This window comes from Massilia sp. TSP1-1-2, assembly GCF_049896185.1.
Taxonomy (GTDB): Bacteria; Pseudomonadota; Gammaproteobacteria; order Burkholderiales; family Burkholderiaceae_D; genus Telluria_A.
In genome coordinates this window covers 1-13,378 of the sequence record NZ_JAFCTU010000064.1, presented here as the reverse complement: position 1 = coordinate 13,378, position 13,378 = coordinate 1, and the positions used below count along the sequence as shown (strand labels likewise).

13 protein-coding genes are annotated in these 13,378 nt (G+C 62.5%); 8 read left to right on the top strand and 5 right to left on the bottom strand.

Going from position 1 to position 13,378, the window contains the following annotated elements; all coding sequences use genetic code 11:
* Window positions 1-122 precede the first annotated feature (122 nt).
* From ACP7BV_RS26670 to ACP7BV_RS26660, 3 genes are read right to left on the bottom strand one after another with little or no spacing between them, the layout of a single operon-like run.
* The gene (locus tag ACP7BV_RS26670) at window positions 123-275 is read right to left on the bottom strand and encodes a hypothetical protein (RefSeq protein ID WP_426107917.1); all 153 of its coding nucleotides are present in this window, start codon (window positions 273-275) and stop codon (window positions 123-125) included.
* Window positions 276-284: 9 nt separating this feature from the next.
* Window positions 285-539: an ABC transporter transmembrane domain-containing protein gene (locus tag ACP7BV_RS26665; protein ID WP_426107916.1), complete on the bottom strand. Its 255-nt coding sequence runs from the start codon at window positions 537-539 to the stop codon at window positions 285-287.
* A complete protein-coding gene (locus ACP7BV_RS26660; RefSeq protein ID WP_426107915.1) occupies window positions 517-858 on the bottom strand; it encodes an ABC transporter transmembrane domain-containing protein in 342 nt (113 codons plus the stop codon). Before ACP7BV_RS26660 ends, ACP7BV_RS26665 begins: the two co-directional genes overlap by 23 nt.
* 37 nt (window positions 859-895) lie before the next feature.
* Between ACP7BV_RS26660 and ACP7BV_RS26655 the strand changes: the two genes are divergently transcribed.
* The 5 genes from ACP7BV_RS26655 to ACP7BV_RS26635 all read left to right on the top strand — a co-directional run bounded on the left by ACP7BV_RS26655 (window position 896) and on the right by ACP7BV_RS26635 (window position 7,339).
* Window positions 896-1,081, top strand: coding sequence for a hypothetical protein (locus tag ACP7BV_RS26655; RefSeq protein WP_426107914.1), 186 nt, complete (start codon window positions 896-898; stop codon window positions 1,079-1,081).
* 117 nt (window positions 1,082-1,198) lie between these two features.
* Window positions 1,199-1,639 (top strand): hypothetical protein, encoded by a 441-nt coding sequence (locus ACP7BV_RS26650; RefSeq protein ID WP_426107913.1) that lies wholly within the window; start codon window positions 1,199-1,201, stop codon window positions 1,637-1,639.
* Entirely contained in the window at window positions 1,636-2,199 is a 564-nt protein-coding gene (locus ACP7BV_RS26645) for a glycosyltransferase (protein ID WP_426107912.1), read from the top strand. Before ACP7BV_RS26650 ends, ACP7BV_RS26645 begins: the two co-directional genes overlap by 4 nt.
* A gap of 108 nt (window positions 2,200-2,307) precedes the next feature.
* Window positions 2,308-2,742 carry a hypothetical protein gene (locus tag ACP7BV_RS26640; protein WP_426107911.1) on the top strand — a complete coding sequence of 145 codons (435 nt, stop codon included), beginning with the start codon at window positions 2,308-2,310 and terminating at the stop codon, window positions 2,740-2,742.
* Between the two features lie 49 nt (window positions 2,743-2,791).
* Window positions 2,792-7,339: a beta strand repeat-containing protein gene (locus ACP7BV_RS26635; RefSeq protein WP_426107910.1), complete on the top strand. Its 4,548-nt coding sequence runs from the start codon at window positions 2,792-2,794 to the stop codon at window positions 7,337-7,339.
* Between the two features lie 251 nt (window positions 7,340-7,590).
* Here the strand turns inward: ACP7BV_RS26635 and ACP7BV_RS26630 are convergent, their stop codons facing one another.
* Together ACP7BV_RS26630 and ACP7BV_RS26625 are read right to left on the bottom strand one after the other, a co-directional pair.
* Window positions 7,591-7,887 (bottom strand): hypothetical protein, encoded by a 297-nt coding sequence (locus tag ACP7BV_RS26630; RefSeq protein ID WP_426107909.1) that lies wholly within the window; start codon window positions 7,885-7,887, stop codon window positions 7,591-7,593.
* 381 nt (window positions 7,888-8,268) lie between these two features.
* The gene (locus ACP7BV_RS26625; RefSeq protein WP_426107908.1) at window positions 8,269-8,988 is read right to left on the bottom strand and encodes a response regulator transcription factor; all 720 of its coding nucleotides are present in this window, start codon (window positions 8,986-8,988) and stop codon (window positions 8,269-8,271) included.
* 436 nt (window positions 8,989-9,424) lie between these two features.
* Here ACP7BV_RS26625 and ACP7BV_RS26620 point away from each other — a divergent pair, with 436 nt between their 5' ends.
* The 3 genes from ACP7BV_RS26620 to ACP7BV_RS26610 all read left to right on the top strand — a co-directional run.
* On the top strand, window positions 9,425-9,619 hold the full coding sequence (locus tag ACP7BV_RS26620) for an MbtH family protein (RefSeq protein WP_426107918.1): 195 nt from the start codon (window positions 9,425-9,427) through the stop codon (window positions 9,617-9,619).
* Between the two features lie 208 nt (window positions 9,620-9,827).
* Complete coding sequence (locus ACP7BV_RS26615; protein WP_426107907.1) at window positions 9,828-11,087, top strand: glycosyltransferase; 1,260 nt, start codon at window positions 9,828-9,830, stop codon at window positions 11,085-11,087.
* Window positions 11,088-11,105: 18 nt separating this feature from the next.
* On the top strand, window positions 11,106-13,378 hold a 2,273-nt coding region (locus ACP7BV_RS26610; protein WP_426107906.1), incomplete at its 3' end, for an AMP-binding protein.

The following is a 13,378-nucleotide window of genomic DNA, read 5'->3' as shown; positions in this document are numbered from 1 at the left end:
CAGAAGCGCAAACGGAGGACACATCATCGACGGTAGAAAACGCGGGGCAGCGCCGGGCAGCTGCATGTGAAATAAGCACAGCCTAAACTAAATACATTCTTGTCTTGACTCGTGGGTCCACTTTAATTATCGATCTGGATCAGGCCATACCTGGCCGTGTCGCGCGACGGTATCACCGAGTAGGGATCCACCGGCGCGTTCATCAGGTCGCCCAGGCGCGCTACCGACAGGCTGGCCTGCTGGAACTGCTGCCACAAACCGACCAGGCGCAGCATGGGCTGGGACTAGCGTCCCGAAAACATCTGGAACGCGACCAGCATGCCGATGGTAAACGAGCTGTTGTGCATGACGGTGTAGGCGCCGATCCCGAGGGTCAGCAGGCTCATCAATTGTTCGAGCAGGTTGGACGCCGTGTTGTAGGTGTTCGCCAGTTGCTTGGTGGCAAAGCCCGCTTGCAGGTAGCTGGCCAGATAGCCGCTGTAGCGGCTGTTCAATTGCGGCTCGAGCTGGAGCGACTTAACCGTTTCCAGCCCGACCATGTATTCGGTGAGAAAAGCCTGGTTGCGCGCGCCCATCGTGAACTGTTCCTGCAGGCGCGCCATGGAACATGGGGGCGACGATCAGGCTCAGGATCACGATCACGCTCAGGATCGCCAACACGATCAGCGTCAGCGTCACGCTGTAGTAGAACATGATCGCCACAAAGATGAGCAGGAAGGGAAAATCGAGGATCAGCGTCACCGCGGCGCTGGCGATGAATTCGCGAATCGTTTCCACGCCGTGCAGACGGGCGGCAATGACGCCGGTCGGCCGGTGCTGGGAATACAAGGGAGGCAACTTGAACAGGCTTTCGAACACGGAGGAGCCATCGGACACCGCTCCTGTTCGAGAGGTATTGACGGATGGGGATAGTGGCACACTCGTCAATTTCTTCGATGCCGAAGCGATTGCCGGGGCGGTCGCCCACGTTCTGCAAACTCCGGATATGCATCGCGCCCCGCGCCACAGCGCCATCCGCTACGCACAGGCGAATTTTTCGGTGCACAGCGCGATTGAGGCCTACCGGGTATTGCTTCGCTAACATGCATGAATCGAATTTGAACAATGGTCTGCTGGGCTTTTATCGCGCAGTCGTAGAACTGAAAAAGCGACCGGCCTGAAATCGCAAGACATCTCAATTTATAGACAGGAACACCCCATGGCATACCACCTCGAACCTATTACCAAAGCCGACCACGAAAAAATATTTCAGGATGCTGAAGCGTTCCCACGCAAGAAATCGTGGATGACCGCGGCAGTTGCTGCGTCTGCATTTCCTAAGAATTGGGCTGTCGACAGGGAGCGTAATTGCTACCTTCTCTGCATGCCGATCATGGTACGTACCGACTCTATGGAAGAGGGTTATATCGCATTTGTCGAGCGGCATATGCACCAGGTGAAGCTGCCGAATGTATTTGGTCAGACGGTTTATATCGACGAAGTGCCTTTGCCGTCGGGCGAGGCGTTGGCGGCACTGCATCAGGAAATATCTGCGGGCTTTGCTGTATTGGGAAAATTCGGCGACGGTCCCAAAAATGAATTCGGCATGGACGAATTCGCGATTGTGCCTGTGTTCGTTCAGAAAGGAGTTCGGGCATGACTAGCGCGGCAGGTGGCGGGCACCACGTCATGCAAAGTGATGTTGGGCGCTTGGCGCTGCCAGGTGAATTCAAGACAGCGGTCATGCGTGCCATCAAGCTTGAGGTATTCAATGATCCGGTGTACATCCCGAAGAACCTGGACGAGGCTGATAGGCTCCAGTTCAAGGCGAATGAGTTCTGGAACGGGAAAACCGGAACTGAGATGTGGGACCTTAAGCGCACGACCACCAATTCTTTCTTGGATATCGCATCCAAACAATCGATGGCGTGCGGGTGCGCAGTGATCGGCTCAAGCACGGCGCCGGTGCGGGAAGTGATTCGGCACGGTGAGAACGGCTTGTTGGTTGATTTCTTCGATCCTGGCGCTATCGCCCAGCAGGTCGCAGCCGCGCTGCAAAATGGCGGTGCCGTTGCCGCGCTACGCCAGCGCGCCCGGCACACGGCGCACGGTGGTTATGCCATCGCAACAGGTGTCCGGGGTTACCGCGCGCTGCTCGGCTTGGCCGCAGCGCGCGACACGACTGTGGGCGCTCACTCCCTTTCCGGCACGGTACATTGACCGTGGCCAACCAGATTACCCAAACTTTGAACATCTCATCCGCGCAGTCACTGAAGGTCACACTGTCGGGCACCCGTAAAAAATTTCATTCACAGGACAAGCATACTCATGGCATACGCACTCGAAACCATATCCCAGGCTGATCAGGAAAAAATTCTTGCGGACGCCGCAGCATTCCCAGCCAAGAAAACTTGGCTGTCCGCAGTCGCGCACTCACGGGTTTTCCCGAAAACATGGGCGGTTGACAGGGGGCGTGATTGCTATTTGATGTTCATGCCAGCCATGGTCCGCACAGACATGATGGAACAGCCCTATGTGGCTTTTGTCGACGGGCGCATGTACCAGATTAATCTTACGAGTATATTCAGCCACAGCATGTATTTTGATGAGCCATCGCTTCCCTCGGGGCCCTCGCTCAAACTTTTGCACCGTGAAGTCACTGCCGCGTTTGCCGTTCTGGGTGAATTTGGTGGAGGACCGATGAATGCACGGGGAGTCCCTGAGCATGAGATCGTGCCCGTGTTTGTGACGAAAGGGGCATGATCATGTCGATCACTTTCGAAGACGCGATCGCAAAAATCGTCACGGCATATTGGCCGCGACCCAGGCGAGCGCCGCATCGGGCTTGACCCTGGCCGGCGACGGCAGCTACCGCTACGTGCTCGACAATGTCGCCGCGCAGGCGCTGGCCGCCGGCGCCACGGTGACGGAGCGCTTCGGCTACCTGGTCACCGATGGCCTGGCGCAAGCGGCAAGCACGCTGGTGGTGACGATCAGCGGCAGCAACGACGCGCCGACCGTGGTGGCCGATGTTTCCGCCGTGGCCAGCGTGGGCGATGGCGACGTCGTCACGGCCAGCGGCAATGTGCTCTCCAATGACAGCGATGTCGACGCCGGCGCCGTGCTCGGTGTGGCCAATCCGGGCACCTACGAAGGCGCCTTCGGCAGCCTGACGCTGGGCGCGGACGGCAGCTACAGCTATGTGCTCAACGCACAGGCGGCGCGCGCGCTGGCCGAAGGGATGGTCGCGACCGACACCTTCGGCTACCGCGCCACCGATGGCATGCTTACCAGCAGCAGCGTTCTGGTGGTCACCATCACGGGCAGCAACGACGCCCCGACGGTGACGGCCGACAGCGCCGCCGTGACGGAAGACACGAGCGTAACGGCGAGCGGCAATGTACTCGTCAACGACCGCGACGCCGATGCCAATACCGTGCTGCGGGTGGCCAACGCGGGTGCCTACACGGGCACCTACGGCAGCCTGACGCTGGGCGCCGACGGCAGCTACAGCTATGCGCTCGACAACGTCGCGGCCCAGGCACTGGCCGAGGGCAGCGTCGTGACCGACGTGTTCCGTTATGTCGCCAGCGACGGCGCGATCGAGCGCGCCAGCGAGCTGGTGGTCACGATCGCGGGCAGCAACGACACTCCGACCCTGAGCGCCGACGTGGCGGCGGTGACCGAGGACGTGCCCGTCGCCGCCTCCGGCAACGTGCTGGCCAACGACCGCGATGCCGACAGCGGCACGCAGCTCACCGTCGTCAATCCCGGCATCTACACCGGCCTGTTCGGCTTCCTGCGCCTGGGCGCCGACGGCAGTGATGGCTATGTGCTCGACAATGTGGCGGCGCAAAAGCTGGCCGGCGGCGCGGTGGTCACCGAGACGTTCGTCTATGTGGCCAGCGACGGCATCGTCAACACGGAAAGCCGCCTGGTGGTGAGCATCACGGGCGCCAACGACGCGGTGGTGGTCGCGGCCGATACGGCATCGCTGAGCGAAGACGGCGTGGTGACGGCGGCCGGCAATGTGCTGGCCAACGACCGCGACGTCGACGCCGGTAGCGTGCTGGCGCTGGCCAATCCCGGCCAGTACAACGGCAATTACGGCAGCCTGACGCTGATGGCCGACGGCAGCTACCGCTACCTGCTCGACAACGCCAAGGCGCAGGCGCTCGGCGAAGGCAAGGTTGTCACCGACAGCTTTACCTACCTGGCCACCGATGGCGCGCTCCAGAGCGCCGGGGTGCTGGTGCTGTCGATCACCGGCAGCAACGACGCGCCGACCGCAGTGGCCGACGCCGCCGCAGTGGCCGAAGACGGCAGCGTGACGGCCGCCGGCAATGTGCTGGCCAACGACCGCGATGTCGACAGCGGCGCGGTGCTCGCTGTCGCCAACCCGGGCACCTACAAGGGCGCCTACGGCAGCTTGACGCTGGTGGCGAGCGGCGGCTACAGCTACGCGCTCGACAATGTCGCAGCCCAGGCGCTGGCCGGCGGCGCGCTCGTCACCGACAGCTTCGTCTATCTCATCACCGATGGCCTGGTGCAGACCGGCGGCAAGCTGGTGGTATCGATCAGCGGCGACAACGACGCCCCGACGGTGGTGGCGGACGTGGCGGCGGTGACGGAAGACAGCAAGCTGACCGCGGGCGGCAACGTGCTGGCCAACGACCGCGACGTCGACAGCGGCGCGCTGCTGTCGGTGGCCGCTCCCGGCGCCTTTGCGGGCGCTTACGGGCGCCTGGCGCTGGCCGCCGACGGCAGCTATACCTACACGCTCGAGAATGCGGCCGTGCAGTCGCTCGCCGGTGGCCAGGTCGTCACCGATACCTTCAACTATGGCGCCAGCGACGGCGCCGTGCAAACGGCGGGCAAACTGGTGGTCAGCGTTACCGGCACCAATGACGCCCCGACCGTAGTGGCCGACAAGGCTGCCGTGCACGAGGACACTGTCCTCACGGCCAGCGGCAACGTGCTGGCCAACGACGTCGACGTCGACGCCGGCGCCGTGCTCAGCGTGGCCAATGCGGGTACCTACCAGGGCGCCTTCGGCAGCCTGAGCCTGGCCGCCAATGGCAGCTATACCTATGCGCTCGACAATGTCGCCGCCCAGGTACTGGCCGAAGGCGCGCTCGTGACCGACACCTTCAGCTACGTCGCCACCGATGGTGTTGCCACCACGGGCAGCCAGCTCGTGGTCAGCATTACCGGCAGCCGCGACGCGCTGAGCGTGACGGCCGACGTGGCAGCGGTGTCCGAAGACCGGACGCTGACGGCCAGCGGCAACGTTCTCGTCAACGACGTGGGCACGGCGTTGACGGTGTCGAGCGCGGGTGTGTTCCAGGGCAAGTACGGCGCCCTGAATCTGCAGAAGGATGGCAGCTACCGCTACACGCTCAACAACGGGGCGGCGGCGGTCCAGGCGCTCGGCAGCGCGCAGGGTCTCGACGACGTGTTCGCCTACAGCGCGACCGACGGCTTTGACACCAGGGCCAGCACTTTGAGCGTGCGCATCAGCGGCACCAACGATGCGCCCGATGCGGTCGAAGACGTGGCGTTGGCGGCGGAAGATCAGCTGGCGCCGGTCACCGGCAATGTGCTCACCAACGACACCGACGCCGATGCGGGCACGGTGCTGACGGTAAGCACGGTGGGGGCACTGGCCGGCACCTATGGCAGCCTGACGCTGCAGGCAAACGGTGCCTACAGCTACGCGCTCGACAACGCACGGGCCACGGTCCAGGCGCTGGCGGCCGGGCAAACAGTGTACGAGACGTTCGCCTACGCGATCGTCGACAACGATCCGACGGCCACGGCGGCCGACAGGGCGACGCTGCGGGTAGCCGTCAGCGGCAGGAACGATGCGCCGCTGCTGGTGAACAAGCTCGACGACAAGCAACTGGCGGCCAACACCGCGTTCAGCTACCAGGTCGATGCGGCCGCGTTCCAGGACGTCGATAAAACCGACGTGCTGCTCTACAGCGCGACCCTGGCCGACGGCAAGGCGCTGCCGCAATGGCTGCGTTTCGACGCGCCAAGCCGCACCTTCAGCGGCTTGATGCCGGCCAGCGCCACCGAAACGGTGCTGGGTCTGCGCGTCATTGCCACCGATCCCGCAGGCGCGTTTGCGAAAGGCGATTTCACGCTCAAGGTCGCCGGGGCGCCGGTACGGCTTGTGCTCAATGGCACCCCGCGCGACGACGTTTTAACGGGCAGCAACTACAACGATATCATCGATGGCAAGCAGGGCTGCGACCTGATGACAGGGCGCAAAGGCGACGATATTTACTATGTTGATGCGGTACAAGGCGGGTGCGACGACGATGACGACGACGATGATCACGACGACGGCCATGATTATTGCGCATGGCAGATCGCCAGCCGGCGCGGTGACAATGAGCGGGATGACGAAGATGACGATTGCCGGGACGAGCGGCACCCTGATGTAGTTGTCGAAAAAGCCAATGAAGGGTACGACACGGTCTATAGCAGCGTAAGCTACACGTTGGCGGCCAATGTTGAACAGCTGCGCCTGCTCGGCTACGCTGACCTCGACGGCGCCGGCAACTCGCTCGACAATAAACTGGTCGGCAATGGCGGAAAGAACCAGCTCGACGGCGGTGCCGGCAATGACTGGCTGCAAGGTGGCAATGGCGCCGACCGGCTGACCGACCTGGCCGGAAACAACACTCTCGACGGTGGCGCCGGTAACGATGTGCTCACCGGTGGCGCCGGCGTGGAATTGCTGATCGGCGACGACGGGGACGACGTGATCACCACGGGCTATGGTGCCGATGTGATCGCCTTCAACCGGGGTGATGGCAAGGATACCGTGACAGCCAGTAGCGGGGCCGACAACACGATTTCGCTCGGTCACGGCATCAAGTATGCCGACTTGCGTTTCGCCAAGAGCAAGAAGGACCTGATCTTGCTTACCGGCGCCAACGAGCAAGTCACTTTCAAGGATTGGTACGCCAGCGGCAGCAATCATAGCGTCGCCAATCTTCAGATCGTGATCGAAGGCACGAGCGACTATGATGCCCGCTCGCCCAACAAGTTGAACAACGCTAAAATCGAGGTGTTCAACTTCGACGGCCTTGTGTCACAGTTCGACAAGGCGCTGGCGGCCAATGCGCAGTTGACCAACTGGTCGCTGTCATCGTCGCTGCTCAACTTCCATTTGAGTGGCAGCAACAGCGTAGCCATCGGCGGTAACTTGGTCTACCAGTATGGGCTGAGCGACAGTGTGGAGACGGTGGTGCCGGCGGCAAGCGCGGCCGCGTTGAACGTTTTCGGATTGTCGAAAAATCGGCAGCAGGACGCCATGATGTCCGATTCGATGCGTGGCGTGTTTTAAGCGTGGCGTAGCGCTGATCCAGAACTCCATGCCGGCGCCAGCTTGCATGGAGTTTTTTTATGCTGGGACGCTTCGCAAAGGCCAACAGTGCCGCGATCCTGACAGCGGCGGCGAACGGCGGGATGCGCGTGCCAATGCTTTCCAGTGCTCACGCCATGATCGTTGCAGCAGTTACTCGCTGGTGCGCAGTCGACATACTTTACCGAATTCGCTAAGACTATCGCGCGGCTCGGTGCGCAAGGCGATGATATTTACGTCGCGGCCGTGACGAAGCCGATGGGGCGCTTCGCTGCCGGCGCAGGTGGCGCCATCAATGCGCGGATGGTGTCGATAATCTGCTTCAGCTGGACGCGGGTGTTACGTTCGAAGGTATCGATCTTCAACGACATCAGTTCTGTCTTGTTCTCCAGGTCGTCGGGCCGCCGCGCAAACTCCTTGTTCGTGGCGGTCATCTCGCGCAGGTGCACGAAGGCACGCACGACATACACGACATACACGACATACACGGCATACACGCCCATCTCGATCGCCTGTTCCGAATTCAGCACATTCGCTACCTGGATGGCGCCGCGTTAGGTGCAGACAAAGGGCAAGGACCTGGCGAATTTGAGCCTGGCGGGGGGGCGCAATATGTGACCACCGCCAGCTTCTCGGCGTGGTCAGCTGGAACATGAAATCCTGCGGGAAGCGCCGTGCATTACGCTTGACCGCCTGGTTGAGCGCCTTGGTGGCGACGCCCTACAGTTCCGCAAGGTCGGCATCGACCATGACCTTCAAGCCGCGAATGACCAGGATGCGCCTTTCGATCCCGGCCAGCGGTGCCGGTAACGGCTATGTCCGCTCATAACTCGGGCTCTTCCGTCTTGGCTTCGCCCGTTGCAGCAGTGGGTCCCCGTTTGGCGGACTCAAAAAGGAACATACGCGCTACTTTAAATCATCCGCGACGCAGCCCGACTACCCGATTGGTCCCGAACCGGGACCGCACGACAATCACTCTCGCCCACAGCCACGCCGCTGACCGGAATATATCCATTTCTGCGCAATTTAGCCCCGAGCTCAAGCCGCGAGCTGACGTTCAATAAGCGCATCAAATCAAACATATAGTTCTTGACCGTGCCGCAGGTGAGTTGAAGCGCGCTGGCGATCTGCTTGTTGGAGTATCCCGCAAAAACCAGGTCGAGAATATCCTTTTGCCGCGGCGTGATCCGGATGCCATCTTCACCGCCAGGGTCGGCGCGTCGCATGTCGTCGAGCTGGAAGTGGATGCCGCCATTGCACACGGTGTCGATGGCCCGCACAACCTCGCTTTCATGCGTTCGCTTCGACACATAGCCGACTGCACCGAGTTCCTTGCAAAGGCTCACTGTCCGCCGGTCGCTAACGTTGGAGAAAACGAGACAGGGAATGGCCCTACACCCCAGTGCTTGCTCAAGTTGCATCAGCGCGGAAGCACCGGTATGCCCCAACAGCATGATCTCAAGAATAACGATGCAAAACGGCTGATCGTGCGCCTGATTAATCAAGGAATTCGCTTGCTGCACGCTGGCAGCACTGGCAACATCCCACGCCGGGAAGCTCTGTGAAATTAGTTGCCTCAATCCCATCAATGTTATTGGATGGTCATCAACAATCAGGCAGCGTGGACTCATGGCAAGAACAATTCCTGGTAGGAATGGTAAAAGTGTATAAAAATAAAAATAGCGGCAATAAAAACATTATCAAAATATTATACGTGGGGCAGGTCTGACGGTCAACGCCAATGCGGCTGGCATAGGGGCGGCGGCCGCCAGAGCAGGCTGTAGGTAACTTAAGTTAGGTGTTTATTTTCACCTATTCCTCTGAGTACATTATTGTTATATTGCCATATAGATAATTTTGACGGTTTCAAGTTTGCAGGCCAGCATGGCTGCAAATGGCCCGGAAAAGGTGCGGTTGACTACCGCTGGCGCTTTCCTGCCGCTCGCGCTGATCGACCCCCCCGTGGCGGCTGCAAGTCACATCGGTAGCCGAAGACTTTGCAGGGATTCCCCTTCGCCGACGGCGGCGTTTCGACTAGCGTTCCACTGGACTCGACGAGGCAAACATATGCAGGAAGACAGTAATTACCTGATTGTCGTCAATGACGAAGAGCAGTATTCAATCTGGCCCAGTTTCAAAAAAGAAGTGCCGCCAGGGTGGCGCGAAATAGGCTTTGAGGGCAACAAACAGGCTTGCCTGGCGCGGATCAACGAGTTGTGGGTGGATATGCGGCCACGCACGTTGCGCGAGGCGATGGCCTGAGCGTTGCCGGTTTGCCGTGATTGCATCGGTGGCGCGCCGAGCAACCGCGCTCATTCGTGGCTGTACGCGCCGATGTCAACATCGCGCCGGCGCCTTCGGGCCGCCGGCCAAGGTCATCCATGGTGTGCAACGCCTTCAATCCTTCCTGCAATCTCCCGCACTGGTGCTCGCATCGATCCCGGGCGTCCCCACCACGAAATAGGCTATTTTGTCCCAATTCATTTTTACCTTGCTCGGTACCGGCGGCGATATCTTGCCCGGCTTGCGTATCGCGCGCGAGTTGCAATGCCGTGGCCATAACGTGACCGTGCTCGCGCCGGAAACGTTCGCCGCGCGCGCGCGTGCCGATGGCCTGGCGTTCGTGGCCGTCGAAGGTCACGATGCCTGGACCGCCGACGTATCCGACCCGGCTTACTGGGGGCCGCGCGGCACCGAATTGGGCCTTCGGGAGGGCGGCTACCTGCACCGCCCCACGCAGCCCACCTTTGACTTCATTGCGCGGCATCTGGACTCCCGGCCCCTGCTGGTATGCACCCGCAATGCCTATGGCGCCCGTTTCGCCGCCGAACGCTTTGGCCTGCCTTGCCTTTGCCTTGGCTATTCGTCGACGCAGTTCTTTGACGAGTTGCGGCTTCCCTATCGGAACCACGTGCTGCGGCGCACTCCGCGCTGGTGGCAGGTTGCTGCCGTGGCCAGCGGCGACAAAGCGCGCGACAAGGCGTTGCTGGCCCCACTAAACCGTCTGCGCGCCTTGTTTGCGCTGGAACCGGTCACCAATTTTCGCCGCTGGAGTTTTTTCCGCCATCCCAACCTGGCGCTGTATCCGTCCTGGTACGACGACGTCGCCCGGCTTGCCGGTCAGGGCGTCACACAAGGCCAATTCGTGTTCGCGCATGACGCTGATGGTGGCCCGCTCGCGCCGGCGTTGGAACACTTCATCGCCTCCGGCGCGCCGCCGCTGGTGTTCACTTTTGGTACCGGCATTGCCCACGTCGCCGAGCGCTTTGCAGCCGCGCTCGCGCTGGTCGAACAAAGCAACTGGCGCGCCGTCTTCGTCAGTCGTTTCGACAGCAACCTGCCACCGGCTGCGCGTTCGCATGCGCGCGTGCATACGGTGGCGGATGCCGATTTTTCCGCCTTGCTGCCGCGTTGCGCCGCACTCATTCACCACGGCGGCATCGGCACCGCCGCACAGGCGCTGCGCGCCGGCATCCCGCAGGTAATCGTGCCGGTTGCCTACGACCAGCCAGACAACGGCAGGCGTTTTGCCGAATTGGGACTGGCGCAGGTGCTCACGAGGCGCGCGGTCGATGCTCACAGCCTGGGCCGCGCCGTGCAGGCAGCGCTCACCCGCACTGACCACGCCAGGCTGGCCGCGATCGGCGCGACGCTGCGTACCAATAACGGGGCGGGCGCCGCGGCGGACCTTTGCGAGCGCGCCAATGCCATGCCGGCCCATGTCCTATAACAGGAAGAAAAGACAATCATGATCAATAGCGAAAATCGGGATATGGCATGGCGGGCGTTGCCGCAGATCGTGCAAGGGCACGCAGCTGAGCAGCCCGGCGCGCCTGCCTTTACCTTTCTGCCTGATGGTAATGAGCCTTCCGGCCAGCTCGATTTTGCGAACCTGGACCGGCTGGCGCGCGCGGCGGCGGCGCATCTGTCGGCCCTGGCGCAGCCGGGCGACCGGGTGATCATCGCTTGCCCGGCCGGGCTGGAATACGCAGTCGCGTTTCTCGGCTGCCTGTACGCGGGCATGGTGGCGGTACCGGCATTGCCCCCGGGCGGCACCGACAGCGTTCTGCGCCTGCGCGGTATTGTCCTCGACGCCAGGCCGCAGGTGGTGCTGGTGCCGCGCGCCGCCTTGCCGGCCTTGCGCCGCATCACCGACGAGGCCCGGCTCGACGAGGCCGCGTGCACGCGTCTGGCGATCGAAGAACTCGGCACCTCCGGCGCGGCCTGGGTCGCGCCGCAACTGCGCCCTGACGATATCGCATTTCTTCAATATACCTCCGGTTCGACGGGCGACCCAAAGGGCGTGATGGTCAGTCACGGCAATATCGTCGCCAATGTCGGCCTGATCGCCGCAACCGTGCGCCTGGTGCCGGGGGAATGCATGGTTTCCTGGCTGCCGCCCCATCATGACATGGGGCTGATCGGGACCATGCTGTACCCGATGTTCGCCGGCGTGCACTGCGTGCAGTTGCCGCCCGTCGCTTTCCTCATGCGTCCGCACCGCTGGCTCAAGGCCTTGTCCGATTACCGCGCGCAGGGGACCGCCGCGCCCAACTTCGCGTACGAACTGTGCCTGTCGCGGGTGCGCCCGCAGCACATGGCGGGGCTGGACTTGAGCGCCTTGCGCTTTGCGCTGAACGGCGCTGAACCGGTGCGCGGGGGGACCTTGCGCCGCTTCGCAAACATGTTCGCCGGCTGCGGCTTGCGCGCCGACGCGCTGGCCCCGGGCTATGGCCTGGCCGAGGCAACGCTGCACGTGACCGAGACCGCGACGCGGCCGGCCGGCACGGCGCCGCTCAGCATTTACGTGTCGGCGCAGGCGCTGCAACGCGGCGCTGTGGAGCCGGCGCAGCCGGGCGAAGCGTGCATCGAACTGGTCTCCGTCGGGCGCGCGGCCAGCACCCATCAGGTGCTGATCGTCGACCCTGACACCAAACTGCCCCGTGCTCATGGCCAGGTAGGTGAAATCTGGCTGAATGGCCCGTCGATCGCGCAAGGCTACTGGAACCGGCCCGAAGAAAGTGACACCGTGTTTCGCGCCAAGACGGCGCAGTCCGACAAGCCGTACCTGCGCTCCGGCGACCTGGGCGCCAATTGTGATGGCCAACTGTACATCGTCGGCCGGATCAAGGACGTGTTGATCTTCAATGGCCGCAACCTGCATCCCCACGATGTCGAGCAAGTGTTCGAAGCGCTCGATCCCGCCTTCCGCAAGCATGGAACGGCGGCGTTTTCGCTTGACGATGAATCCGGTACGCGACTGGTGATCGTCCAGGAAGTCGAGTCGCGCTTGACGCCGCATTACGACGGCCTGCCCGAACGCGCGCGCGCCGAATTGGCCGACCGCTTTGGCGTGTTCGCACTGGCCGGCATCTGGCTGGTACGGCCGGGATGCCTGCCGCGCACGTCGAGCGGCAAGATCCAGCGCAGCCGGTGCCGCGAGCTGCTCGTCTCCGCGCAGCTCGACGCAACCTGGTCCTGGCGCGCCGAGGGGCAGGGCGCCGACGCCGAGCAGCAGGCGGCGCCGGGCGACCCGGCGATCGAACAGGCGCTGACCGAGATCTGCAAGCAGTGCCTGGGCGTGGACGAGATTGGCCTTGACGACGACTTTTTCGCGCAGCCGGGAGCCCACTCGCTGGCCGCAACCCAAGTGATGTCGATGGTGCGCGAGCGCTTGCTGGTGGACCTGCCGATACGCACACTGTATGACGCCTTCACGATCCGCCGCCTCGCGCTGGCCGTGGCCGACGGTGGCAACGACGACGCAACCCCGGCACTTGCCCTTCACGCCCATGCCTGGACGGCCGGCGAAGAAGCGCCCGCGTCATCCGCCCAGCAACGACTGTGGCTGCTGGACCAGATGCAGCCGGGCGACCCGTTCTACAACATCGTGGCGGCGGTCGCGCTGCGCGGCGCGCTCGACGTAGCGGCGCTGGAAGGCGCCTTGCAGGCCATCGTCAACCGGCACGAAGCACTGCGCACCCATTTCGAGACCCGGCAAGAAGTTCTGGTGCAGATGGT

Coding starts and splice junctions, on each gene's coding strand:
- ACP7BV_RS26670 (WP_426107917.1), bottom strand. CDS start 275: ATGCTGCGCCTGGTCGGTTTGTGGCAGCAGTTCCAGCAGGCCAGCCTG.
- ACP7BV_RS26665 (WP_426107916.1), bottom strand. CDS start 539: ATGGTCGGGCTGGAAACGGTTAAGTCGCTCCAGCTCGAGCCGCAATTG.
- ACP7BV_RS26650 (WP_426107913.1), top strand. CDS start 1,199: ATGGCATACCACCTCGAACCTATTACCAAAGCCGACCACGAAAAAATA.
- ACP7BV_RS26645 (WP_426107912.1), top strand. CDS start 1,636: ATGACTAGCGCGGCAGGTGGCGGGCACCACGTCATGCAAAGTGATGTT.
- ACP7BV_RS26640 (WP_426107911.1), top strand. CDS start 2,308: ATGGCATACGCACTCGAAACCATATCCCAGGCTGATCAGGAAAAAATT.
- ACP7BV_RS26625 (WP_426107908.1), bottom strand. CDS start 8,988: ATGAGTCCACGCTGCCTGATTGTTGATGACCATCCAATAACATTGATG.
- ACP7BV_RS26620 (WP_426107918.1), top strand. CDS start 9,425: ATGCAGGAAGACAGTAATTACCTGATTGTCGTCAATGACGAAGAGCAG.